Origin of the sequence: Alistipes sp. HGB5 (assembly GCF_000183485.2) — a bacterium.
GTDB lineage: Bacteria > Bacteroidota > Bacteroidia > Bacteroidales > Rikenellaceae > Alistipes > Alistipes finegoldii.
Map to the genome: position 1 here is coordinate 1 of NZ_AENZ01000061.1, position 24,482 is coordinate 24,482.

General features: G+C 58.2%; 21 protein-coding genes. 7 read left to right on the top strand and 14 right to left on the bottom strand.

Annotation, left to right across the window (positions count from 1 at the left end; all coding sequences use genetic code 11):
• Positions 1-40: 40 nt before the first annotated feature.
• Positions 41-1,207, bottom strand: coding sequence for a fibronectin type III domain-containing protein (locus tag HMPREF9720_RS10715; RefSeq protein WP_009598372.1), 1,167 nt, complete (start codon positions 1,205-1,207; stop codon positions 41-43).
• Between the two features lie 670 nt (positions 1,208-1,877).
• Between HMPREF9720_RS10715 and HMPREF9720_RS14850 the strand changes: the two genes are divergently transcribed.
• Entirely contained in the window at positions 1,878-4,019 is a 2,142-nt protein-coding gene (locus tag HMPREF9720_RS14850) for a PL29 family lyase N-terminal domain-containing protein (protein ID WP_009598357.1), read from the top strand.
• Between the two features lie 78 nt (positions 4,020-4,097).
• On the opposite strand, the gene HMPREF9720_RS10725 is transcribed toward HMPREF9720_RS14850, so the two are convergent.
• From HMPREF9720_RS10725 to panC, 4 genes are all read right to left on the bottom strand, one after another.
• Positions 4,098-6,998 (bottom strand): M16 family metallopeptidase, encoded by a 2,901-nt coding sequence (locus HMPREF9720_RS10725; protein ID WP_039940507.1) that lies wholly within the window; start codon positions 6,996-6,998, stop codon positions 4,098-4,100.
• An 11-nt stretch (positions 6,999-7,009) separates the two neighbouring features.
• Positions 7,010-7,522: a DUF456 domain-containing protein gene (locus HMPREF9720_RS10730; protein ID WP_009598367.1), complete on the bottom strand. Its 513-nt coding sequence runs from the start codon at positions 7,520-7,522 to the stop codon at positions 7,010-7,012.
• 127 nt (positions 7,523-7,649) lie between these two features.
• The gene (gene panD, locus HMPREF9720_RS10735; protein ID WP_009598363.1) at positions 7,650-8,009 is read right to left on the bottom strand and encodes an aspartate 1-decarboxylase; all 360 of its coding nucleotides are present in this window, start codon (positions 8,007-8,009) and stop codon (positions 7,650-7,652) included.
• Positions 8,009-8,845: a pantoate--beta-alanine ligase gene (panC, locus tag HMPREF9720_RS10740; protein WP_039940509.1), complete on the bottom strand. Its 837-nt coding sequence runs from the start codon at positions 8,843-8,845 to the stop codon at positions 8,009-8,011. Before panC ends, panD begins: the two co-directional genes overlap by 1 nt.
• Positions 8,846-9,210: 365 nt before the next feature.
• Here panC and HMPREF9720_RS10745 point away from each other — a divergent pair, with 365 nt between their 5' ends.
• Together HMPREF9720_RS10745 and HMPREF9720_RS10750 are read left to right on the top strand one after the other, a co-directional pair.
• Positions 9,211-9,867, top strand: a complete 657-nt coding sequence (locus HMPREF9720_RS10745) for an outer membrane beta-barrel protein (RefSeq protein WP_009598345.1) — start codon at positions 9,211-9,213, stop codon at positions 9,865-9,867.
• A 252-nt stretch (positions 9,868-10,119) separates the two neighbouring features.
• Entirely contained in the window at positions 10,120-12,135 is a 2,016-nt protein-coding gene (locus tag HMPREF9720_RS10750) for a dipeptidyl-peptidase 3 family protein (protein WP_009598354.1), read from the top strand.
• Between the two features lie 69 nt (positions 12,136-12,204).
• On the opposite strand, the gene HMPREF9720_RS10755 is transcribed toward HMPREF9720_RS10750, so the two are convergent.
• Positions 12,205-12,630 carry a hypothetical protein gene (locus tag HMPREF9720_RS10755; protein WP_039940518.1) on the bottom strand — a complete coding sequence of 142 codons (426 nt, stop codon included), beginning with the start codon at positions 12,628-12,630 and terminating at the stop codon, positions 12,205-12,207.
• 167 nt (positions 12,631-12,797) lie between these two features.
• Between HMPREF9720_RS10755 and HMPREF9720_RS16050 the strand changes: the two genes are divergently transcribed.
• Positions 12,798-12,941: a hypothetical protein gene (locus HMPREF9720_RS16050; protein ID WP_349911391.1), complete on the top strand. Its 144-nt coding sequence runs from the start codon at positions 12,798-12,800 to the stop codon at positions 12,939-12,941.
• A 3-nt stretch (positions 12,942-12,944) separates the two neighbouring features.
• On the opposite strand, the gene rd is transcribed toward HMPREF9720_RS16050, so the two are convergent.
• The 5 genes from rd to HMPREF9720_RS10775 all read right to left on the bottom strand — a co-directional run bounded on the left by rd (position 12,945) and on the right by HMPREF9720_RS10775 (position 16,615).
• On the bottom strand, positions 12,945-13,109 hold the full coding sequence (rd, locus tag HMPREF9720_RS15195; RefSeq protein ID WP_009598359.1) for a rubredoxin: 165 nt from the start codon (positions 13,107-13,109) through the stop codon (positions 12,945-12,947).
• A 147-nt stretch (positions 13,110-13,256) separates the two neighbouring features.
• Positions 13,257-13,835: a PH domain-containing protein gene (locus HMPREF9720_RS10760; RefSeq protein ID WP_009598344.1), complete on the bottom strand. Its 579-nt coding sequence runs from the start codon at positions 13,833-13,835 to the stop codon at positions 13,257-13,259.
• Positions 13,819-14,526: a 2-C-methyl-D-erythritol 4-phosphate cytidylyltransferase gene (locus HMPREF9720_RS10765; RefSeq protein ID WP_009598370.1), complete on the bottom strand. Its 708-nt coding sequence runs from the start codon at positions 14,524-14,526 to the stop codon at positions 13,819-13,821. Before HMPREF9720_RS10765 ends, HMPREF9720_RS10760 begins: the two co-directional genes overlap by 17 nt.
• Complete coding sequence (locus HMPREF9720_RS15725; protein WP_254654385.1) at positions 14,496-15,041, bottom strand: pyridoxamine 5'-phosphate oxidase family protein; 546 nt, start codon at positions 15,039-15,041, stop codon at positions 14,496-14,498. The genes HMPREF9720_RS10765 and HMPREF9720_RS15725 overlap by 31 nt, the downstream gene beginning before the upstream one ends.
• A gap of 242 nt (positions 15,042-15,283) precedes the next feature.
• Positions 15,284-16,615, bottom strand: coding sequence for a M23 family metallopeptidase (locus HMPREF9720_RS10775; protein WP_050805099.1), 1,332 nt, complete (start codon positions 16,613-16,615; stop codon positions 15,284-15,286).
• A gap of 145 nt (positions 16,616-16,760) precedes the next feature.
• Between HMPREF9720_RS10775 and lpxK the strand changes: the two genes are divergently transcribed.
• From lpxK to HMPREF9720_RS10790, 3 genes are all read left to right on the top strand, one after another.
• Complete coding sequence (lpxK, locus tag HMPREF9720_RS10780) at positions 16,761-17,804, top strand: tetraacyldisaccharide 4'-kinase (RefSeq protein ID WP_009598348.1); 1,044 nt, start codon at positions 16,761-16,763, stop codon at positions 17,802-17,804.
• A complete protein-coding gene (locus HMPREF9720_RS10785) occupies positions 17,788-18,594 on the top strand; it encodes a purine-nucleoside phosphorylase (protein ID WP_009598368.1) in 807 nt (268 codons plus the stop codon). The genes lpxK and HMPREF9720_RS10785 overlap by 17 nt, the downstream gene beginning before the upstream one ends.
• 218 nt (positions 18,595-18,812) lie before the next feature.
• Complete coding sequence (locus HMPREF9720_RS10790) at positions 18,813-19,310, top strand: single-stranded DNA-binding protein (RefSeq protein ID WP_009598352.1); 498 nt, start codon at positions 18,813-18,815, stop codon at positions 19,308-19,310.
• A 372-nt stretch (positions 19,311-19,682) separates the two neighbouring features.
• Here the strand turns inward: HMPREF9720_RS10790 and HMPREF9720_RS10795 are convergent, their stop codons facing one another.
• From HMPREF9720_RS10795 to secA, 3 genes are all read right to left on the bottom strand, one after another.
• The gene (locus tag HMPREF9720_RS10795; RefSeq protein ID WP_009598360.1) at positions 19,683-20,417 is read right to left on the bottom strand and encodes an SDR family NAD(P)-dependent oxidoreductase; all 735 of its coding nucleotides are present in this window, start codon (positions 20,415-20,417) and stop codon (positions 19,683-19,685) included.
• A gap of 220 nt (positions 20,418-20,637) precedes the next feature.
• Positions 20,638-21,075, bottom strand: coding sequence for a deoxycytidylate deaminase (locus HMPREF9720_RS10800; protein ID WP_009598343.1), 438 nt, complete (start codon positions 21,073-21,075; stop codon positions 20,638-20,640).
• A 7-nt stretch (positions 21,076-21,082) separates the two neighbouring features.
• Complete coding sequence (gene secA / locus HMPREF9720_RS10805) at positions 21,083-24,376, bottom strand: preprotein translocase subunit SecA (protein ID WP_039940513.1); 3,294 nt, start codon at positions 24,374-24,376, stop codon at positions 21,083-21,085.
• Positions 24,377-24,482 lie beyond the last annotated feature (106 nt).

The following is a 24,482-nucleotide window of genomic DNA, read 5'->3' on the forward strand; positions in this document are numbered from 1 at the left end:
TTGTTGGGTATCCTCTTTTCGTTTTCAACCGTTCCGCAGATCAGCGGCGGCGGGGAAGGGCCTGCGGATGTGCGAGCCGGTTGGCTGCTGCGACGGCAGCCTTATATGCCGAAGGTGTCTGCTGGGGCGTTACGGCGGGTATCTCCGCGGGCAGGGTCACCGTGTAGCAGGCCGGGACGCCGGGAACGCCGTCGGCCTCGTAGGCCATGTAGATCACTTCGAAGGTTTCGTTTGCCATCGAAACGTCCCAGAACGTGACGTCGTAGTAATAGAATCCGTCGGCGCTCACTTCCAAATCCATGCTGCTTTTCCAGCCGGAGTAGTAGCCGTCGTAGTCTTCGCCGTAGGCATTGGCGAGCGACGAGAAATACTGGCGCCAGTAGGATGTCTCCTTTTTGGCGAAATCGCCCTTGTAGTAGCCGTCCTCGTAGCGGAATGCGCGGGCGCCGGCGGTCGGTTCGAAACGGTACACCGTTGCGAAGCAGTTTTCGGGGGCGCCTTCGAGTTCGGAGGAGTTGACCACCACGTGCTGGATGCGCAGCGCGGCCTCGCTCTGGCCCTGATCGCCCGACGACGAGCGTGCCGGAGTCTTGAGTTTCGCCCAGTTGAGCTTGCCGAAATTGCCGTCGGCATCGACGCCGACTACGGCGAGGATGTACTCGGTGGAGTATCCCCAAGACGATTCGGTCAGCGTGTTGTTGGAGATGGGTTTTTGGGCGCTCAGATACCCGATCATGTCCTCTTCGGTGTTAGGCTCGAAATCGGGATCGTCCGGGTCGTCGTCGAAATAGCTGCCGTATACGCACGTGGCGTAATAGGCGACGGTCTTGTCGTTGGGGGTAAACGTAGCCGTGATGCGGCAGTAATAGCTGGTGCGTTCTTCGTAGTTGACTTCGAACGTCACCCACGGACCGGAGAGATATTCCGGTTCGTCGGTCGTTACCGGGCATTCGCACCACTCCGAGTCGAGCGTCTTTTCGCCGTCGCCCAGCGCTTTGATGCGGAAAGTGTAGGCTGTCGATGCTTTCAGGTCGGTGAAAGCTGCCGAGAGCGCATCGGTGTTGGTTTCGGGAACGATCACCGTGATTGCGCCGTGGGTATTCTTATGCAGCAGGGTATAGGTGTACGATACGGCTCCTTCGACCGCTTCCCATGAGATTGCAAAGGAGTCGGAGGTGATGTCCGATGCGGCGGGGGCCGGCGGCATCACGGCTTCCGGTTCCGGAACGGTCGGATCATCGTCGGAGCAGGAAATCCCCCCCCCCTGCCAAAATGAAAAGCAGCAGATACGGTAATAATTTTTTCATAACGTGTGGGATAAAAGAGTTGAAGATTTTTGATGAGTTTAAAAAATTGCGAAACGAATTTACAGGTTTTCTCCGAAAATTCCAATACCCGTTCGCCCTCCGCGGAAGGGCTCCGAAAACGGATTGTAACCGTAATATTCGGTTTGTTTTATAATTTTTTTCTTTTCCTGCGGATGGAATTTGCAGGGTTTTTTCGAACCGGGGCCTGAAAATTACGAATCGTAATTTTATTTTTTTTCGAATATTTTTTTTCGGCCCGGTGCGGATTGGAAGCGGGACGTACGCACTGCCGCTATCTGTCTGCCGGGCGGAATTATCCGGAAACTTCATCCGTCAGCCGTGCGCAGATACTCCTGTTTGCGGGCCGTTTTTTCGGACGGCTGTTAAATATTGTCTCCTCTGTTTTTCCGATCGATTGCTTTTTGCCGTGAAAATACTTATCTTTGAACGGGTTTACCGATTCTGCAAGCTGTTTCTATCCGTATATGATCATATAATATTGTCGGCAGAGACTTGGTGTTGCGCCGTCATGTATCCGACCCTACTTTTGTTTAACTTAAATAAATTGCTATGAAATTTTTTACGATGCGGAGACTGGCCGCCTGCGTGGCTGCCCTGCTCCTTGTTTCCCCCCCCCTGCTGACGGGTTGCGACGACTATGACGACTCGGAACTGTGGCAGAATGTGAACGACCTGAAGAGCCGGATCGAGGCTCTCGAAACCAAGATCGGCCAGATGAACACCGAGATTGCGGCCCTTCAGAAAATCGTGGACGATGCGGTGACCGTCGTCAAGGTCGAAAAGAGCGCCGACGGCTATGTCATCTATTTTTCGGACAACACGACGGCCGAGATCAAGAACGGCACGGCCGGAGCCGACGCACCCGTTATCGGCGTCAAGCAGGATACGGACGAGGTCTATTATTGGACGATCACGACCGACGGCAAAACCGAGTGGCTGATGGCCGGCGGCGTGAAACTGCGCGTGACGGGCGAAAGCGTCAAGCCCGTGATGTCGGTCGATGACGAGGGCTACTGGACGATCAGCTACGACGGCGGCAAGACCTCCGAGCGGATTCTCGATGCCGCGGGCGATCCCGTTTCCGCCGTGACCGAGGGCAGCAGCATCGGTTCGCTGTTCAAGAGCGTCAATTACGACGACAACAATGTCTATTTCGAACTGAGCGACGGTTCGATCGTGACGGTGCCCGTGCGCAGCAATTTCTACATGCTGATCCGCAAGGCGCCCGAAGTCGCGACTTTCGTTTTCGGCGAGACCAAGGTCTGGGACGTCGAGTCCGCCGGGGTGACGAAAACCCTTGTTTCGAAGCCCGACGAGTGGAAGGTGACCTATGCCGACGGCAAGCTGACGGTCACGGCCCCGACCGAAGCGCATAAGGAGTGCGCCGATCTGCGGGGTACGGTGGGCATCACCTACTTCAGCGCCAACGGTCAGGCCGACGCCGTGATGATGGACGTCGTGGCCGACGCCGACTACAGGGGCGAGACCGTGGGTGAAGATTTCACGGTCAATATCACGGAGATCACCGACAAGAATATCAAGGCGACGGTAACCCCGAAAGACGACGCTGCCTATTGGTATATGGGATATACCACGCAGGAGAATATCGACAACGGCGGGCTGGACAAGCTGATCAACGACCCGTTGAACGGTTATCTTTCGATGCTGGGTTATTATGCCGCTTATAATTTTCTCGACATGTATGCTTTCAAAGGCGCCAAGACGGACTTCTCCTTCCCCGGTGTGCTGAAGGGCGGTACGGAATTTTGCGCCGTGCTGTTCGGATTTACACCCGATGCCTCTGCCGCATACCCGGTTCCCGTTACTTTGAATACCGAAGTGATGACTGTTCCCTTCAAGACGCAGGAACCGGTCGTAATCAATACCGTTTACCGCATCGACGTCTCCGACGTGTCGTGGTACGGCGCCAAGTACGTCTGCGTTCCGTCGGACGATCTGGGTTACCTCCACGGTTTCGTCCGCAAGTCGGAATTCGACACTTATGACGATGACGCCGCATTCATGAAGTCGCGCATCGATATCTACAAGAGGGCCTACAGGGATGAACTGGAGAGCGGCGCGCTGACATGGGCCGATCTGACTTTCACCGAAACGCAGACCGTCGTGGCTCCGGCCTATATCGAAGAGGCAGGCGCTACGCGCATGGGACTGGTCGATGATACGGAGTACTATGTCTATGCCTTCTCCTGCACCGACGGCAATGCCACCTCGCCGTTGTCGAAGGCAGCCTTCAAGACCGGAAAATTCATCCCTTCCGAGGAGTGTACGTTCGAAATCACCACCACGGTCGAGCGTCAGGACGTGACGGTGAACGTCGTGCCGTCGAACGGGAACGTCACTTATTATTTCAGCGTCACCAGAGCCGCGCAGCAGGAGCAGTTCGACGCCGACCTGCAGTTTGCCGTGGACGACCTGATCTGGACCAAGATATGGGTCGAGTCGCAGCAGATCACGCTCTCCAGCATGCTTTCGAAGGGTGAGGACAGCAACAAGTGGACCGACCTCTGGGCCGCGACGGCTTATATCGTTTGCGCCTACGGCGTTTCGGAGGACGGGACGATCACGACGCGTCCGACCCTCGCCCGCTTCGTGACGAAGGGGACGATTGACCAGACGAGCGTGAAAAACGCCGCCGCGAGCGCCATGGGCGGCAAGGTCTTCCGCCGTTAGCCGTTCCGGACATACTGAAAACGGGAACGCCGCAGGAGATTTCCTGCGGCGTTCTTCGTTTCTGCGGATTCCGGCGCGTCAATAGCCGAAAATCTCCTCCTGCGATACGGTCTGAATGGGACCGAGGGTTTTCAGGTAGTTGAGATCGAGGTCCTGAATGTCGCCCAGAATGCCGTAGACGTATTTGCGGCCTTTGACCCACTTCTGCTGGGCGGCTTTCACGTCGTCGAGCGTCATGGACTGGACCTTCTCTAAAATCTGCTTGTCGCGGGGTGCGTCGAGGCCCAGATCGCGGGCGCGGAGATAGCTCCACAATACGCCGTCTTTGACCGTGCGCTCGGTACGCAGGCGCGAGACGAGGGCTTCCTTGGCGATGCCGAACGCCTTTTCCGATTCGGGCATGTTGTTGATGATGTCGTCGAACGCTTCGACGGCTTTTTGCATCTTGTCGTTCTGCGTGGCGATGAAGGCGTAGTAGCTGTAATCGCCGTTGGCGTTGCTCGGCGTAGCGAGGGTTGCCCATGCCGTGTACGCCAGACCGCGCGCCTCGCGCATCTCTTGGAAGACGATGGTGTTCATGCCGCCGCCGAAATATTCGTTGTAGAGCGTGATTTCGGGATCGGCTGCCACGTCGAATTTCTCGCCGCGGTTCGAGAACTGCAGGTAGTAGAGCTGTTTGGCGTCGTACTGAGCCAGTACGACCTTGTTCGCGTCGGTGGGCAGCAGGGTGCTGTATTTCTTCTCCAGCGGCTGCAGGTCGGCGGCGACCTTGTGGTGTTCAGCCAGCGCACTCTTGACTTCGGCCTCTTTCTGCGGGCCGTAGTAGAGCACTTCGTGTTGTTTGCCCATCAGACCGCCGATTTTGGCGAGCAGCTGCTCCGAGGTCAGCGCCTGCAGCGCCGGGTCGGTAAGGGTCGTGCGGCGGATGAAGTCGCCGCCGTAGAACAGATAGCGCTGGAGCGCGCCGAAACAGCGGCTCTGATTGAGCTTCGCATCCGCACGGCTCTTGAGCATGTCGCCTTTGAGGTTCTCCAGAATCGCTTCGTCGGGCTTGGCGCCGGCGATCAGCCCTTCGACGATCTCCATGGCTTTACCCATGTTTTCGCTCAGTCCGGTGATCTGGATAGAACTCTGGTTGGCCCCGGCGTTCATGTAGAACGAGCAGGCGATGTCGTACATCTCCGATGCGATCTCTTCGGCGGTCATCTTGTCGGTCCCCAGATAGCTCAGGTAGTTGAATGCCAGATTCAAAGCCGGATCGTTCTCCGTACCGGTGTTGAAGACGTAGATCAGCGTGAAGATATCGTTGGTCTCGTTCTTCTTGTAGAGGACGTCGATGCCGGGCTGCGCCTCGAACTGCGACATGTCTTTCTTGTAATCGACAAATACGGGTTCGATCGGCTGCACCTGCGAGGTCTGTATCTCGGAGAGGAATTCGCTCTGCGAGTCGCGGTTGGTCACGATCGGGGTGATCTTCGGGGCGGCGATCTTCTGCTCGTCGGGGTCTTTGCCCTCGCGTTTGTAGATGATGGCGTAACTTTCGGGACCGAGGTATTTGTTGGCCCACTCCACGACGTCCTGCTTGGTGATCTTCGACATGCGGTCGAGCCGTGCGACTTCGTCGGCCCAGTCTGCGCCGCTGATGAACGAATAGACATAGAGTATCGCGCGGCTGTCGTTCTCCTCGAACGAGCGCATCAGCTGCATTTTGTAGTTGTTGATGGTCGCTTCGATCAGTTTTTCATCGAAGTCCCCCTCCCGCAGTTTTGCCACCTCCTCCAGAAGCAGGTCGCGGACTTCGTCGAGCGACTGCCCCGTCTTGGGGCGTCCGGCCACGAGGAACGAACTGTAATCGGGCTGCGTCGAGGCATAGCCGTAGGCCGAGAGCACCTTCTGCTGCTGGTTCAGGTCGAGATCGATCAGTCCGGCCTGTCCGTTGTAGAGGATCGAACCCACGATGTCGCTGATGTCGGTCGATTTGTCGTTCGCGCCCGGCAGACGCCAGCCCAGCATGACGTTGGCCGCTTCGAGTCCGTAAACCTCCTTCACCACGGGAGTCGTGATCGGCTTTTCGGGTTCGAACTGCAGTTCGGGCAGGTTGGGATTGGGCTGCATGTCGCCGAAGTACTTCTCGATCGTGGCGACCATTTCGTCGGGTTCGAAATCGCCCGAAACGCATACGGCCATGTTGTTGGGCACGTAGTAGGTCTTGTGGTAGTTTCGGACGTTGGTGATCGACGGATTTTTCAGATGCTCCTGTGTTCCCAGCACGGTCTGCGTGCCGTAGGGGTGGTTGGGGAACAGCGCGGCGTCCATCGCTTCCCAGACTTTGCGGCTGTCCTGCGTCAGGGACATGTTCTTCTCCTCGTAAATGGTCTCAAGCTCGGTATGGAAGCCGCGGATCACGGGATTCTTGAAACGGTCGGCTTGGATTTTGGCCCAGTTGTCGATCTGGTTCGAGGGAATGTCCTCGACGTAGACCGTCATGTCCTGCGACGTGAAGGCGTTGGTGCCGTTGGCGCCGATGGCCGACATCAGCTTGTCGTACTCGTTGGGAATGGCGATTTTCGAAGCTTCGTAGCTGATCGAGTCTATGCGGCGGTAGATGGCCGCGCGCTCGGCCTCGTCGGCGGTCTTGCGGTAAACCTCGAAGAGATTTTCGATCTCGTCGAGCATCGGTTTCTCCGCGGCGTAGTCCGAGGTGCCGAACTGCTGCGTGCCTTTGAACATCAGGTGTTCGAAGTAGTGCGCCAGACCCGTGGTCTCCGCGGGGTCGTTCTTGCCGCCGACCTTCACGGCGATATAGGTCTGGATGCGGGGCGCCTCCTTGTTTACGCTCATGTAGACTTTCAGTCCGTTGTCGAGCGTGTAGATGCGGGTGTTCAACGGATCGCCCGCCACCGTTTCGTACTTGTACTTGGAACAAGCCGCGGCCAGCATCGCTGCGATGACTACCGCAAATAGTAGAAACTTTCTCATTATCGATAGGGTTAGAAAAGAGTTGCGAACCAGTCCCGGACGGCGGGGTAGGTGTCGGCCGTCACATGGACGAACATGCCGATCGCCGCCGCGAGTTTGATGCCCGTGCCGACGACGAACGAGAGGAACGAGCCTATGCCGACCAGAAACGCCTTGCCCGCGTCGCGGCGGTCGTTGAGCAGCTCGCCGAGTACGGCGCCGAAGAAGGGGCCGAGGATGATGCCGACGGGCGGAAAGAAGAAGAATCCGGCGAAGACGCCGACCGTGGCGCCGATGGCGCCCGAACGGGAGCCTCCGAAGCGGCGGGTCATCCACGCCGGCAGGAAATAGTCGGCGACGCTGACCGCCACGGTAATGGCCAGCCATAGCCAGATGGCCGCCGGCGACATGCTCGAATAGGAGGTGAAGTAGGCGCAGAGAAGTCCTGCGTAACTGAGTACTACGCCGGGCAGGGCGGGGACGATACAGCCGACGATGCCGACGATCGAGAGCAGAAATGCTGCGACGGAGAGTGCTATGTCCATAATATTCAGCAGTGGAAAAAATATCCGTTATTTAACAAAGGTAAGCATTTATAGCAAAAAATCTCCCTGAAACGGGAGATTTTACTTTACTTATGACGGTTTACCGCCTTGCAGGACGGTGAAGCCGTTATTTCACGAGCCGGTTCGTCGCCGTGTCGGGGAATACGATCCACGGCTTGAACTGTTTGGCGTCTTCGAAATCCATCAGCGCATAGGATGCGATGATGATGACGTCGCCGACCTGTACCTTCCGGGCCGCGGCGCCGTTGAGGCAGATGCAGCCGCTTCCGCGTTCTCCCTTGATGACGTAGGTCTCGAAACGCTCTCCGTTGTCGATGTCCATAATCTGGACCTTTTCGCCCTCGATGATGTTGGCCGCCTCCAAAAGCGCCTCGTCGATGGTGATGCTGCCCACATAATGCAGATCGGCCTGCGTGACCGTTACGCGGTGGATCTTGGATTTGATGACTTCAATCTGGAATTTCATTATCGGATACGGATGTTGTCGATTAAACGAATGTCTCCCGCCTGCACGGCGATACAGCCCTGAATATGCTCGGCGTCGCTCCATGCGGCGACCTCCTGCATCGTCCGCGCATCGACGGACTGGTAGTAGATGACCTTCAGCAGCGGATTGCGCTCCACCTCGGCCGTGACCCACGCCTTCAGCGCTTCGGGCGCCAGTTCCTGCGATTTTTCGGCGGCGGCGCGCAGGGCGGCGTAGATCTGCGGGGCTGCGGCGCGGTGCTCCGCGTCGAGCAGCGCGTTGCGCGACGAGAGGGCCAGCCCGTCTTCGCCGCGGACGATCTCGCATTCGACGATCTCGACCGGAAGCGACAACTGGTCCACCATCGCCTTGACGACGGCGATCTGCTGGAAATCTTTTTCCCCGAAGTAGGCGCGCGCCGGGCGTACGATGTCGAACAGCCGGCTGACGACCTGCGCCACGCCGTTGAAGTGACCGGGGCGTGTGGCGCCCTCCATCACCTTGTCGATCTGTCCGAAGTCGAACTGACGGCCGTCCGGTTCCGGGTATATCTCCTCGACCGAAGGCATCAGCACGAAATCCGCGCCGGCCCGCTCCAGCAGACGCGCATCGGCCTCCGGGGTGCGGGGATAATGTCTCAGGTCGTTTTTGTCGTTGAATTGGGTGGGATTGACGAAGACGCTCACCACGACGGTGGCGTTCTCCCGGCGGGCGCGCTCGACCAGCGAGCGATGTCCCGCATGCAGGGCGCCCATCGTCGGGACGAACCCGATTCCGGACTGCTCCGCAGTCTCCAGCTCCGCGCGGAGCTCTTTGACGCTTGTGAATATTTTCATCTCTTCTGAAACGAACTTGCGGGGCAAAGGTATGAATTCCCGCAAACATAACGAAGAAAAAACGGAAAAAAAGCGCCGGACACTCCGGCGGCGGCCTTTCCCCGGCCGAAAACGCTTCTGCGGGGCGTTTTGCCGCTTTCGGTCGGGCTGCTGCCGCGCTGCGGACAAGCCGTTCGTGCGAAAAGATGTGGAATTCGTTGAATATATTTCGGGGAATGGCAAAAAGCGACTATATTTACAGATATTTAGACCCAAGCGGGAATGCCCGTCGCCCGCATCTGCCGATGCGGGAGTCCGGGGGCCTCTGTTTCCGCAATACACTGATAACCGCTCTCTCCGGGGCCGGAGACGATTTTTAATTGACTATGAAGAAAATCTTACTGTGTCTGCTTGCCCTTGCGGCCGGTCTGACCGCTTTCGGACAGAACGAAAGCTCGTTCGGCGTTCGTGCCGGTCTCAACGTGGCGAATCTCCATTTCAGCGCAGGGGGCCTGAGCGCGTCGATGGATTCGCGCGCCTCCTATCATGTGGGCTTTGCCTATCAGCAGCCCGTGCTGCGGGTGCTTCCCCTCTATTTCGAAACGGGACTTTACCTCTCCGGACGCGGGGCGTCGGTGACGGCGGGCGATCTGGATTTAGACGTGGAAGGAAAGGCCAAATTCAATATGTTATACCTGCAGGTTCCGGCTGTGGTGAGCTGGCACTTCAATATTAAAAGCGTCTCGATCCAGCCAGCCGCCGGCGTCTATTACGGTTTCGGCATCCACGGCAAGCTCAAGGGCGACGCCGCGAAAGTCGATCTGTTCAAGGAGATTTCAGTGCCCGTCGAGGACGGCTCCGTCGAAGGGCAAGTGTTCAAGCGTTCCGATTTCGGACTGCGCTTCGGCGTAGGGGTTACCGTCATGAAGCATTACTATGCGGGCGTCGGCTACGATCTCGGCCTGCTCAATATCTCCAAGGATTCGGGCGAGGGTAAGATAAAGAACGGCAGCTTCTTCATTTCGCTGGGTTACAACTTTTAACCCCGCTGCCTGAATGAACGGTGCGCATGTCCTTCGGGATGTGCGCATCTTTCGTATTGTTTTGTCCGTTTTTTGCTATCTTTGCCGAAGCGAAACCCCGGCTTGGACGGACGGTGTCCCGGCAGGGCCGGTTTGCGGCTCTGCATTCGGCTTGCGCTGTCCTTGCACGGCAGGCGCTTTCCGGCGGAATCCGGTTCCGGCCGTTTGCCGGGAGCGTGCCGTTTTTGGCGAGAAATTCCAAACCCGAACGATATGAAAAATTTATTGACGTTTGCATCTATGACTGTTACCGCTCTCGCACTGACCTCGTGCGGCGGGGCTTCCCGAAGCGAAACCCCGTGGATCGTCGACCGTTTCGACGACATCAAGGTCATCCGTTACGAAGTCCCCGGCTTCGAGCAGCTTCCGCTGGAGGAGAAGGAGCTGATCTATTATCTGGCCGAAGCGACCAAATGCGGCCGCGACATCCTGTTCGACCAGAATTTCAAATACAACCTCGCCGTGCGCCGCACGCTCGAAACGGTGTATGAGAATTACGAGGGCGACCGCACGACGGCCGAGTGGAAGGCGTTGGAGAAATACCTGAAAAAGGTCTGGTTCGCCAACGGCATCCATCACCATTATTCGAACGACAAGTTCGTGCCCGAATTCACCGAAGGTTACCTGCTCGACGTGATCGAGACCATTCCCGAAGAGAAGTTCGGCGAGCTGAACCCGCTGCGCGGCGAGGTCTGCAAAGCCATTTTCGACGCTTCGCTCTACAAGACGCGCCTGAACCAGACCGCCGGCGAGGACCTGATCGCCACTTCGTCGAACAACTATTACGAGGGTGTGACGCAGGCCGAAGTCGAGAAGTTCTACGCCGACATGGCGGACCCCCACGATCCCGAACCGATCTCCTACGGCCTGAATTCCAAGCTGGTCAAAGAGGACGGGGTGGTCAGGGAGCGCGTCTGGAAGATAGGCGGCATGTATTCGCCCGCCATCGAGAAGATCGTCTACTGGCTCGAAAAGGCGCAGGCCGTGGCGGCCGAGCCGCAGAAGAGCAATATCGCCGCGCTCATCAGCTATTACAAGACGGGCGATTTGCGCGAATTCGACCGCTATAACATCGGCTGGGTGAAGGATACCGTGTCGAATGTCGATTTCGTGAACGGCTTTATCGAGGATTACGGCGATCCGCTGGGACGCAAGGCGTCGTGGGAAGGCATCGTCGATTTCATGGACAAGGAGGCCTGCCACCGCACCGAGGTCATTTCGGAGAACGCGCAGTGGTTCGAGGACCATTCGCCCGTCGATCCCCGTTACCGCAAGGAGAAGGTGAAGGGCGTTTCGGCCAAGGTCATTACGGTGGCGATGCTCGGCGGCGACTGCTATCCCGCCACGCCGATCGGCATCAACCTGCCCAACGCCGACTGGATCCGCAAGGAATACGGCTCTAAGTCGGTGACCATCGACAACATCACCTATGCCTACGACATGGCCGCCCATGGCAACGGCTTCAACGAGGAGTTCGTGCTGCGTGCCGACGACCGTGCGGTGATGGACAAGTACGGCAAGCTGGCCGACGACCTGCATACCGACCTGCACGAGTGTCTGGGCCACGGTTCGGGCCAGTTGGCTCCGGGCGTCAAGGGCGGCGAGCTGAAAAGCTACAGCTCGACGCTCGAAGAGACGCGCGCCGACCTGTTCGGTCTCTACTATCTGGGCGATCCCAAAATGGTCGAGCTGGGGCTGGTGCCCTCGTTCGATGTGGCGAAGGCCGGGTATGCGAAATATATCCTGAACGGCATGATGACCCAGCTGGCGCGCATCGAGCCGGGCAAGAACGTCGAGGAGTCGCACATGCGCAACCGCAAACTGATCTGCGAGTGGTGCTACGAGCGCGGCAAGGCCGACAACGTGATCGAAATGGTCAGGGAGAACGGCAAGACCTACGTCGTGGTCAATGACTACGAGAAGCTGCGCGGGCTGTTCGGCGACATGCTCCGCGAGATACAGCGCATCAAGTCCGAAGGCGACTACGAGGCGGGCCGGGCGCTTGTCGAGCGGTATGCCGTACAGGTCGATCCCGAACTGCACAAGGAGGTGCGCGACCGCTATTATGCGCTCAGCATCGAGCCTTACGGCGGTTTCGTGAATCCCGAATTCGAACTCGTGGAGAAGGACGGCGAAATCGTGGACGTCAAGATCAGCTATCCGGCCGACTACGTGAAACAGATGCTCGGTTATTCGAAGGATTATTCGTTCCTGCCCAATATCAACTGACGGTAATCTCCTTTACGAAAAGATGCGCTCCTGCGAGGGGCGCATCTTTTGTTTTTCAGCGTGTCGTCATCATCGGTTCCGGGCCTCTTCGCCGCCGATGGCGAATGTCGAAACGATCACCATCTTCTCGTCCACGTTGTTGGGGTTCGAGACGATGATGCCGTATTCGCCTTCGGGCTGCTCCCCGAACGTCAGGCGGTAGGAGCTTTCCCCGTATTTCTCGGCCGAGAAGGGGAGGTATTCCATGGTGTTGGATTGGACGGCGAAGGACCCGACGGCCGAAATCACCGCCGAACGGTTCTTCTTCGTGCTTTTCATCCGGAAGATGCGCACGATCGACATCGGGTCGGCTTTGTTGTCCTTGGCGCGGACGATGAGGGCGAACGGCTCTCCGGTTTTGAACCGTATTCCGGCCCTGCCGCCTTCGATGACTATTTTTGTCTTGGATTTGCTGGCTGCGAATCCGGCAATGTATACGCCGCCGCCGGTTCGCATCTGAACGTTGTGTTTTTCGAGTTTTGCGGACGATCCGTCGGAATATATTCCGACGACCTCACCCTCGAAATCGGGTTCGAGGGTTTGTGCCGTTACGGCGTTACCCCCCCCCAAGTCATGGCCGCTACGGCCATCAGGAATAGGATTTTTTTCATCGTTATATAAATTTGGATTGTACCGCGCAAAATGCACGGCAGACAAAAATAATAATTTTCCGCAAACTGCACAACAGCCTTTCCCGCTTTTTGACGCCGCCGTATACGCCGCGAGACGCACCCGTGGGATGCGTCTCGCACTTTTCCGGTCTTTAGGATTTACTCCTCGACCTCTTCGAACTGGTCTTTGCCTACGCCGCAGACGGGGCAGACCCAATCGTCGGGAATATCCTCGAACGACGTTCCGGGGGCGATGCCTCCGTCGGGATCGCCGACTGCGGGATCGTAAATCCATTCGCATACGATGCAACGGTACTTTTTCATCTTCTCTGTCTTTTTAAGTGAATAAAAAATGTGTTGATTTCGGTATAATGCAGTTAATTGCGTATTCTCTCCTTTTCGGGCCGTTTTTCCGGTCCGGCATTCCGTCGCTTCCGCAAATCGGATGCCGTCTTATGTCGCCTGCGTTTCTCAGGTCGTCTGCGTCTCCTTTGCGGTCTGCGCTTCCTCCCGTTCCTCCTCCTCTTCTTCCGCAGCTTCTTCGGTCAGCCGGTTGCCGCCCGGCGGCATGAGTTCGGCGATCAGACAATCCGCGTCGGAGCACGACACGTAGAGCCGCTCCTCGTATATGTCGGTGATCTCCACGAAGTTCTTCCACTCCGAAGCGTACAGACGTACGCGTTCGAACCGGCGCAGGTCCAGAAAATGGCCGTAGTAACCGAAGAATCCGCAGCCGCCGAAGAGCGGAAAGAACCATTTCATCCGCTTGGGATCGACGCGGCGTACCGAGGCGATCTCCCCGCGCTTTATCTCGGTGATGTCCAGCAGACAGCGCACCTCGACCTTTTCGTCCGTAACCACGATGTAGCGGGGAATCGACAGCGACATCAGGGCGATGAGCGCCACGATGAACGACGTGAACCAGGCCGAGAGATAACCTCCCTCGTAGAGGTGGTACAGCAGGCCGCCCAGCAGTCCGAAGACCACCAGATAGATCAGCATCCAGTAGATCGTGCGGCGGCTGAAGCGGTATTTATATATTTTCTCCATCCGTTTCGTGCGTTTCTTCGCGGTCAGCCAGCAATGCTTCGGCGATGACCGTATCTTCGGGAGTCGTGATCTTCAGGTTCGCCCGTTCGCCTTCGCAGAGAAATACAGCTTCCCCGGACAGTTCGACTACCGAAGCGTCGTCGGTGAATTCGGGCCGGTATTCCGTTTCGTAGGCGCGGCGCAGCAGCTCGGCGCGGAATACCTGCGGCGTCTGGACGATGCGCAGGCGGCGGCGGTCGATGATCTGCGAAGCCGCGCCGTCCGTTTCGCGGAACGAATCCACAGGCTCGACGACCGGAATCGCCGTGCCGTGTTCCGCGGCGGCCGCGACCGTGCGCCGGATCAGCTCCTGCGACCCCAGCGGCCGCACGCCGTCCTGCACGGCGATCAGCTCCGGATCGCGTTTCAGGGCCGCCAATCCGTTTTTCACCGAGTGGAACCGCTCCCGTCCCCCTTCGGCGACCGTGTGCGGCGCCACTTCGAAACGCGCCGACAGATTGTGCCAGAAGCCGGTGTGTTCGGCGGGCAGTACGACGACGATTTCCGCTCCGGGAAGCGCCGCGGCGAAGTTGTTGATCGTGCGCGCCAGTATGGGCATGCCCCCCAGCAGCATGAACTGCTTGGGACGCGCCCCTCCCATGCGGCTTCCGCCGCCGCCCGCTACGATGATGACTCCAGTTTGTCGTTCCATATCAGTTTCTTTCCAAAACCGAGCGTATTGTCGGTCAGTTTCATATAATCGGGCCTTATCGCCCAGAGCGTCAGCTCGGCCAGCGCCGCGTAGGGAAACCGTTTGAGGTATGCCCGTCTGGCCGTTTCGTCGGCCCGCGCTGCCGTGCCGCACAGCTGCAATCCCTGCACCCGGCCCACGATTTTCGTTTCGAGGACCACCGATGCCGCGATACGCGGATTGCGCTCCATTTCCTGCGCATGGCGCGTTGCGAGGTCCGATGAGAATACGAGCAGGTTTCGCTCCTTGTCGTAACAGTAGAACGCATTCGAGCAGTAGGGGACCCCTTCCGCGACGGTGGCCAGCGTCAGTACATGGTGCCGCCGGAGAAAACGCACGAAACGTTCGTTTATTGCTTCGCCGCAGCCGCTCGTTTTTGCCGTCCCGGATTCCGCGCTTCCGGGCGTTTCCGCAACCGGAGAGCTCTTTTCCACAGCCGAGACGCTTCCTTCCGCAACGGCAGCGTTCTCTTCCACCGCCGGAGTGTTCCCCTTTGTAGTCGGGGTGCTCCCTTCTGCAGCCGCAGCGTGCCCCTTTGTAGCCGGGGAGTTGCTTTCCGCAGCTGAGGCGCTCCCTTTCTCTGCCGGGACTTCTTCCGTTTTCGTTTCCGGAGCCTTGTGTTCCGTCCCCGGTTTTTCCGTCTCCCGCCTCTCTACCGCTTTTGTTGCGACCGCCGGCTGCACCTTTTTTTCGTCCGTTTCCGCTGCCGTCATATGCGTTATTTCGCTGCCGTGGTTTCGCCTGCCGAGGTTTCGCCTGCCGGGGCGGAAGCCGCCGGAGCCTGCGGAATTACGAGCGAATCCAGCTGCGTGATGCGCTCTTCGTCCTTCACCTCGCCGTTCAGCTCGGCCGCGATGCGGTCGCGTACGAATTCGAACGTCGCCCGGTTCTCTTTTGCGATCGGCTCGGCGGGTTCCTGCGGAACTTTCAGCGGGTCGATCGGCGTGCCGTTTTTCCAGATGCGGTAGTCGAGATGCGGTCCCGTCGAAGCGCCCGTCGAACCGACATAGCCGATCAGCTGGCCCTGCGATACGCGCGAACCCTTCGAAATGCCTTTGGCGTAGCCGCTCAGGTGCAGGTAACCCGTCATCAGGTTGCCCGCATGCTTGATCTTGAGCGTGTTGCCGCCTCCGCCGCCCCAGCCTTTGAAGGTGACCACGCCGTCGGCGACGGCATGCACGGGCGTGCCTTTCGGTGCGGCGTAATCGACGCCCGTATGCGGGCGGTATACCTTGTAGATCGGATGTTTGCGGGCGTAGGTGAATTTCGAGCTGATGCGCGAATATTTCAGCGGCGCCTTGAGCATCTGCTTGCGCAGGCTTGCGCCGTCATACTCCCAGTAACGGATTTTGCCGCCCTGCCGGAACGGAATGGCGTAGTACTCCTTGCCGCCCTGACAGAATTTCGCGCCCCAGATGCGGCCGATGCCGACCGAGACGCTGTCGTCGATGAACCGCTCGTCGTAGATGACCGTGAAGTTGTCGCCTTTCTGGATGCCGAAGAAGTCCACCGTCCACTGGTAAATGTCCTCCATTTCGGCGGCCAGCGCATAGGGCAGCTCCTGCTCCATGATAGCGCCCCAGAGCGACGAGTTGATCGTGGCGCTCTTCTTGGTGCGGCGCACGGTAAACTGTTTTTCGCCCGTGCGGACGCTCACCGAGTCGTCGTGGAATCCGAAGACCACGTATTCGGCGACGTTGCGTTCGTAAACCAGATAATCCAAGTGCGGGGCATAGAGCGAATCCTCGTGGATGAAGGCCGTGTACTTGTGTCCCGCGCGGATGTTGCGCAGCGGGAAAATATCCTTCGAAGCCTTGTCGAGCCGGTCGATCGTCAGCGCCGAAACGCCGAATCCGTTCAGGATTTTGCCTAGCGTTTCGCCGCTTCCCACCTCGCCGGTCTCGGTGCGGTAATTGTCGGCGTTGATGCCGTATACGATATTGTGCTGCTCGGCGGCTTCCTCCCCGGCCGTCTCCTGCTGCTGCGTTCTGCTGCACGCCCCCGCCGCAACCAGCAGCAGGACGCATATGGGTAATCTGAGACTTTTCATAATCGAAACAAAGATATAAAAAAACGACTCTTCCGCCAATTTTATTATTCGTTTGTCAGTGAGGCCTGAGATTTGCTTTTTTTTGTTTTGCGTTCCGAAGATTTATTTCTACCTTTGAAAAATTGTGTAGATAAACAGACCGAAGATGTTGAAATGCCTGCTTGCACCTGCAGCTCTCTTATATAAAGCGGGGGTGACTTTCCGTCACCGCTTGTTCGACTGGGGAGTGCTCAAAAGCGAGAAGTTCGACATCCCGGTCGTCTGCATCGGCAACATCACCGTCGGCGGTACGGGCAAGACCCCGATGGCCGAAATGGTGATCGCCTACATGTCGCAGATGCACAACGTGGCCCTGCTGTCGCGCGGCTACGGTCGCCGCACCAAAGGCTACCGGGAGGTGAAGACCGATTCCCACTACCGCGACGTGGGCGACGAACCGCTTCAGATCAAACTCAAATTTCCCGGCACGGTGGTCGTCGTGTGCGAGAAACGCGCCGAGGGCATCCGCCGCATCCGGGCCGAACACCCCGAAGTAGACCTCATCATCATGGACGACGGCTTCCAGCACCGTTATGTGGAGCCGAAGATCAATATCGTGATGATCGACGCGACGCGCCCCATTCAGCATGACAGGATGCTGCCGCTCGGAACGCTGCGCGACCTGCCCGAAGAGCTGCACCGCGCCCACTATTTCGTGGTCACGAAGTGCCCAGAGAAGATGGCTCCCATCGACCGACGCATCATGCGCAAGGTGCTGATTCAGGTCGCCTACCAGCGGGTGTATTTCACCCGTTTCGAGAGCTTCATGCCCCAGCCGCTCTATCCCGATGCGGCCCCGGACGAACCGCTTCTGCACGGGCGGCAGGTCATCGCGCTTTCGGGCATCGGCAATCCCAAGCCGTTCCTTGCGACGCTGCGCGAACGCTACGAGGTCGTGCAGGAGATGACGTTGGAGGACCACCATGTTTACAAGGTCCGCGACCTGAACCGGCTTCGGGACCTGCTGGGCCGCTGTCCCGGTGCGGTCATCGTGACGACCGAAAAGGACGCCGTGAAACTGACCAACCGCGCCAAGATCCCCGAAGAGATCCGGCGCAGCATATACTATTTACCGATAAATATTTCATTCATAGAGGATTCGGCTACGGATTTTCTGCAAAAACTAGAAGAAGATGTTAGAGGAAATTAAAAAAACGGCGGCTTTCATCGACGCCGCCACCGACTCTTTCGCTCCCGAAGTGGGCGTCATCCTCGGCACCGGTTTGGGCGGCTTCGCCGATAAGATTGAGACACGCTTCGCCATCGAATACAAGGATATTCCGGGATTCCCCGTCTCCACGGTCGAAGGACACAAAGGCCGTATGATTTTCGGCATGGTCGAGGGCCGCAGGGTCGTGGCCATGCAGGGCCGTTTCCACTATTACGAAGGCTACGGCATGCAGCAGGTGACGTTCCCGGTGCGCGTCATGCGGCAGCTCGGCATCAAATACCTTTTCGTATCGAACGCTTCGGGCGGCATCAACACCTCGTTCCGCGTCGGCGACCTGATGGTCATCACCGACCATATCAACCTGATGCCCAATCCGCTGATCGGCCCCAACATCGCCGAACTCGGTCCCCGCTTTCCGGATATGCACAACTGCTACGACAAGGAGCTGATCGCCAAGGCGACCGCCATCGCCGAGGAGGAGAATATCAAGCTCCAGTACGGCGTGTATGTGGGCGGCACGGGGCCGACGTTCGAGACGCAGGCCGAATACCGCTATTTCAAGAATATCGGCGGCGATGCGGCCGGCATGTCCACCGTGCCGGAGGTGATCGTGGCGCGCCATATGTTGATCCCGGTCTTCGGCGTTTCGGTCATCACCAACTGCGGACTCTCGGACGAAGTGGGCGACCACGAAGACGTGCAGCGTCAGGGCAAAAAGGCCGGAATCAAGATGGAGGTGCTCTTCAAGCGTATGATAAAAGCGCTTTAGAAGGAATGTCGTTTCGGGCCGTGCCGGTTGTGTTGCGGCGTTGGACGGACTGGCCTTCCGGATTTTTGTCACGGACGTTCGCTGCGGAGTCGTCGGGGAGGGACTTGGATCTTCACCGCTGTATCCCGGCTTTGGCGCCGGGCCGCTCCGCAGAAGTGCCGGATGTGGATTTCTCCCGGTCCGTCGTGTGTTTATTGATAATTTTAATGTTATAGATTATGGTAAATAAGGTAATTTTGATCGGCAACGTCGGTATCGACCCCGAAATCCGGACCACCGAAGGCGGCGTGAAGGTCGCACGTATCCGTCTGGCTACGACCGAACGGTTGTTCGACCGGCAGGCCAACGAGGCCAAGGAGCATACCGAATGGCATACGATCACGCTTTGGCGCGGTCTGGCCGACGTGGTGGACAAGTATGTCCGCAAAGGCACGCAGATTTACGTCGAGGGGCGTCTGCGTACCCGTGAATGGATGGACAAGGACAATAACAAACGCTATACGACCGAGATTCTGGCCGATGTGATGAATCTGCTGGGCCGCCGCAGCGACAACCCGTCGTCCGACGGACAGCAGGGCTATGGATCGCAGCAGGGTTACGGTTCGCAGCAGTCCTCTGCCGGACAGTCTGCAGGCGGCTATCAGCAGCCTGCGGCTCCGAAGCCCGCCCCCGCGCCGTCGATTCCCGCCGACGATCCGGACGACCTGCCGTTCTGATCCGGACGACCTGTCGTTTAATATGAAAATAAAACCTCCCGGCTCCGCAGAGACCGGGAGGTTCGTTTTATCTGCATCGTCTTGACTGCCGGACCCGTTTGGGACGGAGGCCGACTTTTGTGTGGAATCTGTTTGTGTGGAATCCGACCTCGGTGAAGAACCGGATTTACGGACCGGATACACCGATAATTCGGGAGATGGGGGCTTTTCTTGCTGTTGCCGTTCAGCCGCACCTCCGTTCCGTTTTGTTTTTATGTTTCGGAGTCTTGTTGAGAGTTTCTGGCGGCGCCCTTTTCGAGCCGCATCAGTATCGGATACGCTCTGTCGTCGGTCCGCAGGGGTGTAGCCGCGAACCCTTCATTACGGGGGGCGTCAGTCGTTCTTGCGGATGTTGAGCCGTTCCCAAAGCCATTCCGGAATCATCTTCCAGAAGAATACCATGACCGCATAGCGGCGGTCGATCACCACGCGGCGGCGCTGCCGCTTCAGGACCTTCATAATCCGTGCGGCGACCTTCCCGACCTGCATCAGCATCGGATAATGCCCGTCGCCGGCCAGCAAGGGCGTGGCGACGAATCCGGGGCGGATGTCCGTAAAGCGGATATTCAGCTTCTCCATATGCGCCAACTGCGCCAGTGCGTCGATGTAGGTGTTCTGCATGCGTTTGGTCGCCGAGTAGGCCGGTGCGCTGCCGAGTCCTTTGGTGCCTGCGATCGAACTGATGACGGCCAAATGCCCGCCTCCGTGAGCGCGGAAATAGCCGAAAGCCGCCGTCACCATGCGCACGAATCCTTCGCCGTTGGTGCGCAGGGTGTCGATCTCGATGTCGGGATGCAGCTCGGTGTTGCGTTTCCCGATGCCCGAACAGTGCAGGTAAATGTCCATTCCGCCCAGCTTGTCGATCAGGCGTGACAGATGTTCGGGCGCATCGTCGCGCGTGATATCCAGCGATTCGGTCACGATCAGGTCCGGAGCTTGGGTGCGGAGCTTTTCGAGCGCCTCCTCGCGCCGGCCTGCGGCCCCGATCTGCCAACCCGCCTGAATACAGAGTTTTGCGACTTCGAGTCCGATGCCCGATGTCGCTCCGACGATGACGATGCGTTTCATACCGATGCGGTTTTAGTGGTTTATACCTTAAAAGTAATGATTCTTTCCGGGAAATGCAAATCCGCCTTTTGCCGGGGACGCTTTGTGCGTCTGTGAAATAAGGAGCCGCACGCGGCTCCTTATCCGGATTGTTTTTTGGTCTGCACAAGCTGCCGTCGGTCGGAAAGAGCCGGAGACGAAATCATATCGCAAGCCCCTTCACGGTGCATCGCCGTTCCGGTCAGCAATCTTCCATTGCGTGCTGGACGCATTCGATGCCTACTTTGCGCAGCAGATTCAGCCCCTCTTCCGAGCGGTATTCCTCGCAGTACACCACCCGTTTGATACCAGCCTGAATGATCAGCTTCGAACATTCGATGCAGGGGGCGGCGGTGATGTAGAGCGTCGAGCCGTCGCAGTTGTTGGCGCTTTTGGCGACCTTGGTGATGGCGTTGGCTTCGGCGTGGAGGACATAGGGCTTGGTGTGGCCGTTTTCATCCTCGCAGATGTTCTCGAACCCCGAAGGCGTGCCGTTGTAACCGTCGGATATGATCATCTTGTCCTTGACGATCAGCGCTCCGACCTTGCGGCGCACGCAGTACGAATTCTCCGCCCAGATGCGCGCCATGCGCAGGTAGCGGATATCCAGCTGACGTTGTTTTTCTTCGTTGTAGCCCATTTCCGGTTTACATTCCTTTGCCGTGGCACTGTTTGTATTTCTTGCCGCTTCCGCAGGGGCAGGGATCGTTGCGGCCCACTTTCTTCTCGACGTGCATCGGCATCGGTTTCTGTTTGTCCTGCTGCCCGGCCTGTGCCGCCGCCTGCATGCGCGAAGCCTGCAGTTTGTTCACGTCCACCTTGGCGCGCTCCTGACGCTGGCGCTGTACGGCTTCGGCGTTCTGGTCCCGCACCGGAATGTAGGCCTTGTTGAGGATCGACAGCACGTCGCGGTTGACCTTGACGATCATCTTCGAGAAGAGTCCGAACGATTCGAACTTGTAGATCAGCAGCGGGTCTTTCTGCTCGTAGGTGGCGTTCTGCACGCTCTGGCGCAGGTCGTCCATTTCGCGCAGGTGCTCGCGCCATGCGTCGTCGATGGTGGTGAACATCACCACTTTCGAGAATATCTTGTAGATCTCCGCGCCGTCCGTGTTCTTGCATTTCAGCAGGTTCACCGGGACGTTGTAGCCCAGATGGCCGTCCGTAATCGGGAAGTAGATGTTCGAATCCAGCTGATCCTTCTTGTCCTCGTAGATGCGCTCCATGACGGGGCGTACCGTGTCGGCCACGGCCTTGGCACGGCGTGCATAGGTCTCCTTGAGGTCTTTGACGATCAGTTCCACCAGTTCGGCGGGCTTCGCCGAGCCGTAGGTCTCTTCGCCGAACGACGGTTCTACGGCCACTTCGCGGATCAGCTCGAAGCGGAAATCCTCGAACTCGATGCCGCGGTTGGTCTCCACGAAATTGTCGGCGTAGTCGTACATGATGTTGTTGAGGTCGATCTCGATGCGCTCGCCGTAGAGTGCGTGACGGCGGCGGGTGTAGATCACCTCGCGCTGCGAGTTCATCACATCGTCGTATTCCAGCAGACGCTTACGGATGCCGAAGTTGTTCTCCTCGACCTTCTTCTGCGCACGCTCGATGGCGCGCGTCATCATGCCGGCCTGAATCACCTCGCCCTCCTTGAGTCCCATGCGGTCCATCATCGAGGCGATGCGGCCCGAACCGAACAGACGCATCAGGTCGTCTTCGAGCGATACGAAGAACTGCGACGATCCGGGGTCGCCCTGACGTCCGGCGCGTCCGCGCAGCTGGCGGTCCACACGACGGCTTTCGTGGCGTTCGGTGCCGATGATCGCCAGACCTCCGGCCTGCTTGACTTCGGGCGTGAGCTTGATGTCGGTACCGCGGCCGGCCATGTTGGTCGCAATGGTCACCTGTCCCGAACGTCCGGCCTCGGCCACGACTTGGGCCTCCAGCTGGTGCTGCTTGGCATTCAGGACGTTATGCTTGATGTTGCGGAGCTTGAGCATGCGGCTCAGCAACTCCGAGATCTCGACCGACGTGGTACCCACCAGCACCGGACGGCCCGCTTCGACCAGCTTTACGATCTCTTCGATCACAGCGTTGTATTTCTCGCGCTTGGTCTTGTAGATCAGGTCCTGACGGTCGTCGCGGACCACGGGACGGTTGGTCGGAATCACCACGACGTCGAGTTTGTAGATGCTCCAGAACTCCGAAGCCTCGGTTTCGGCCGTACCGGTCATACCGGCCAGCTTGTGGTACATGCGGAAGTAGTTCTGAAGGGTGATCGTCGCGAATGTCTGCGTCGCGGCTTCGACCTTGACGTGCTCCTTGGCTTCGATCGCCTGATGCAGTCCGTCCGAATAGCGGCGTCCGTCGAGAATACGGCCCGTCTGCTCGTCGACGATTTTCACCTTGTTGTCCATCACCACGTATTCGACGTCCTTCTCGAACATGGCGTATGCCTTGAGCAGCTGATGCACCGTGTGCACGCGCTCCGACTTGATCGAGTAGTCGTTGATCACCTCGTCGCGTTTGCGGGCGCGTTCCTCGGCCGAGAGATCGCTCTTTTCCAGCTCGGCCACTTCCGCACCGATGTCGGGCATCACGAAAAATCCGTCCTCGTTGAAGTATTTCGACAGCACTTCATGGCCTTTGTCCGTCAGTTCCACCGAGTTGAGTTTCTCGTCGATGACGAAGAACAGGTCGTCGGTGATTTCGGGCATGCGGCGGTTGTTGTCCTGCATGTAAGTGTTTTCGGTCTTCTGCATCAGCGCCTTGACGCCTGTTTCCGAGAGGTATTTGATCAGCGGCTTGTATTTGGGCAGACCTTTGTGCGCACGGTAGAGTTTCACGCCGCCCTCGTCGTTCTTGCCCTCGGCGATGAGCTGGCGGGCTTCCGCCAGCAGCCCCGTCACGAGGTTCTTCTGCAGGTTGTAGAGGTGGTCGATGGCCGGGCGGTACTGCTCGAACATCTGGTCGTCGCCTTTGGGTACGGGACCCGAAATGATAAGCGGCGTACGTGCGTCGTCGATCAATACGGAGTCCACCTCGTCGACGATGGCGAAGTGGTGCTTGCGCTGTACGAGGTCGGCGGGCGACGAAGCCATGTTGTCGCGCAGGTAGTCGAAGCCGTATTCGTTGTTCGTGCCGAAGGTGATGTCGGCCATGTATGCCTTGCGCCGGGCGTCGGAGTTGGGCTGCGTGTCGTCGATGCAGGCCACCGACAGCCCGTGGAACTGGTACATCGGCCCCATCCACTCCGAGTCGCGCTTGGCCAGATAGTTATTGACCGTCACGAGGTGCACGCCCTTTTTTGCGAGGGCGTTGAGGAATACGGGGAGCGTCGCCACGAGGGTCTTTCCTTCGCCCGTCGCCATCTCGGCGATCTTGCCTTTGTGGAGCACCACGCCGCCGAACAGCTGTACGTCGTAGTGGATCATGTCCCACTTCACGTCATTGCCGCCGGCCATCCAGTGATTGGCGTATACGGCCTTGTCGCCCTCGATGGTTACGAAATCCTTGGCGGCGGCCAGATCGCGGTCGAAATCGTTGGCCGTGACCACTACCGTCTCGTTCTGGGCGAAGCGGCGCGCCGTGTCCTTCATGATGGCGAACGCTTCGGGCAGTATTTCGTCGAGTTTCTCCTCGATCTTTTCGTCGATGCGTTTGGTCGTCTCGTCGATCTCCTTCGAGACCTTCTCCTTCTCTTCGAGCGACGTCTCGGCCAATTCCAACTTGGCCTTCAGCTCCACGATGCGGGCTTCGTCGGCTGCGATGAAATCGGCGATCTGCTTCTTCAGCGCTTCGCTCCGGGCGCGCAGTTCGTCGTTGGAAAGGGCTTCTATGGCAGGGTAGACTGCTTTGATCTTTTCGAGATAAGGCTCGATCTGCTTGCGGTCCTTGTCGGCTTTGGAGCCGAAGATGAGTTTGATTAAACTGGCAGCTATATCCATATTCGTTTTCTGATATTTCGGGGTTGTGGTTGTAAATCCTACAAAGATACTTATTTTTCCCGAATGCACAAAAAAATAGGTCCCTATAAAGGGACCCGAAGCGGCT

Excerpts from the sequence above, each read along its gene's own strand:
- HMPREF9720_RS10775 (WP_050805099.1), bottom strand. The coding sequence starts at position 16,615 with ATGAAAAGTCTCAGATTACCCATATGCGTCCTGCTGCTGGTTGCGGCG.
- HMPREF9720_RS10800 (WP_009598343.1), bottom strand. The coding sequence starts at position 21,075 with ATGGGCTACAACGAAGAAAAACAACGTCAGCTGGATATCCGCTACCTG.
- HMPREF9720_RS10790 (WP_009598352.1), top strand. The coding sequence starts at position 18,813 with ATGGTAAATAAGGTAATTTTGATCGGCAACGTCGGTATCGACCCCGAA.
- HMPREF9720_RS10725 (WP_039940507.1), bottom strand. The coding sequence starts at position 6,998 with ATGAGAAAGTTTCTACTATTTGCGGTAGTCATCGCAGCGATGCTGGCC.
- HMPREF9720_RS10765 (WP_009598370.1), bottom strand. The coding sequence starts at position 14,526 with ATGGAACGACAAACTGGAGTCATCATCGTAGCGGGCGGCGGCGGAAGC.
- HMPREF9720_RS10745 (WP_009598345.1), top strand. The coding sequence starts at position 9,211 with ATGAAGAAAATCTTACTGTGTCTGCTTGCCCTTGCGGCCGGTCTGACC.
- HMPREF9720_RS10730 (WP_009598367.1), bottom strand. The coding sequence starts at position 7,522 with ATGGACATAGCACTCTCCGTCGCAGCATTTCTGCTCTCGATCGTCGGC.
- secA (WP_039940513.1), bottom strand. The coding sequence starts at position 24,376 with ATGGATATAGCTGCCAGTTTAATCAAACTCATCTTCGGCTCCAAAGCC.
- rd (WP_009598359.1), bottom strand. The coding sequence starts at position 13,109 with ATGAAAAAGTACCGTTGCATCGTATGCGAATGGATTTACGATCCCGCA.
- HMPREF9720_RS14850 (WP_009598357.1), top strand. The coding sequence starts at position 1,878 with ATGAAATTTTTTACGATGCGGAGACTGGCCGCCTGCGTGGCTGCCCTG.
- HMPREF9720_RS10785 (WP_009598368.1), top strand. The coding sequence starts at position 17,788 with ATGTTAGAGGAAATTAAAAAAACGGCGGCTTTCATCGACGCCGCCACC.
- HMPREF9720_RS10750 (WP_009598354.1), top strand. The coding sequence starts at position 10,120 with ATGAAAAATTTATTGACGTTTGCATCTATGACTGTTACCGCTCTCGCA.
- lpxK (WP_009598348.1), top strand. The coding sequence starts at position 16,761 with ATGTTGAAATGCCTGCTTGCACCTGCAGCTCTCTTATATAAAGCGGGG.
- panD (WP_009598363.1), bottom strand. The coding sequence starts at position 8,009 with ATGAAATTCCAGATTGAAGTCATCAAATCCAAGATCCACCGCGTAACG.
- HMPREF9720_RS10715 (WP_009598372.1), bottom strand. The coding sequence starts at position 1,207 with ATGCCGCCGGCCCCCGCCGCATCGGACATCACCTCCGACTCCTTTGCA.
- panC (WP_039940509.1), bottom strand. The coding sequence starts at position 8,845 with ATGAAAATATTCACAAGCGTCAAAGAGCTCCGCGCGGAGCTGGAGACT.
- HMPREF9720_RS10795 (WP_009598360.1), bottom strand. The coding sequence starts at position 20,417 with ATGAAACGCATCGTCATCGTCGGAGCGACATCGGGCATCGGACTCGAA.
- HMPREF9720_RS10760 (WP_009598344.1), bottom strand. The coding sequence starts at position 13,835 with ATGGAGAAAATATATAAATACCGCTTCAGCCGCCGCACGATCTACTGG.
- HMPREF9720_RS10755 (WP_039940518.1), bottom strand. The coding sequence starts at position 12,630 with ATGCGAACCGGCGGCGGCGTATACATTGCCGGATTCGCAGCCAGCAAA.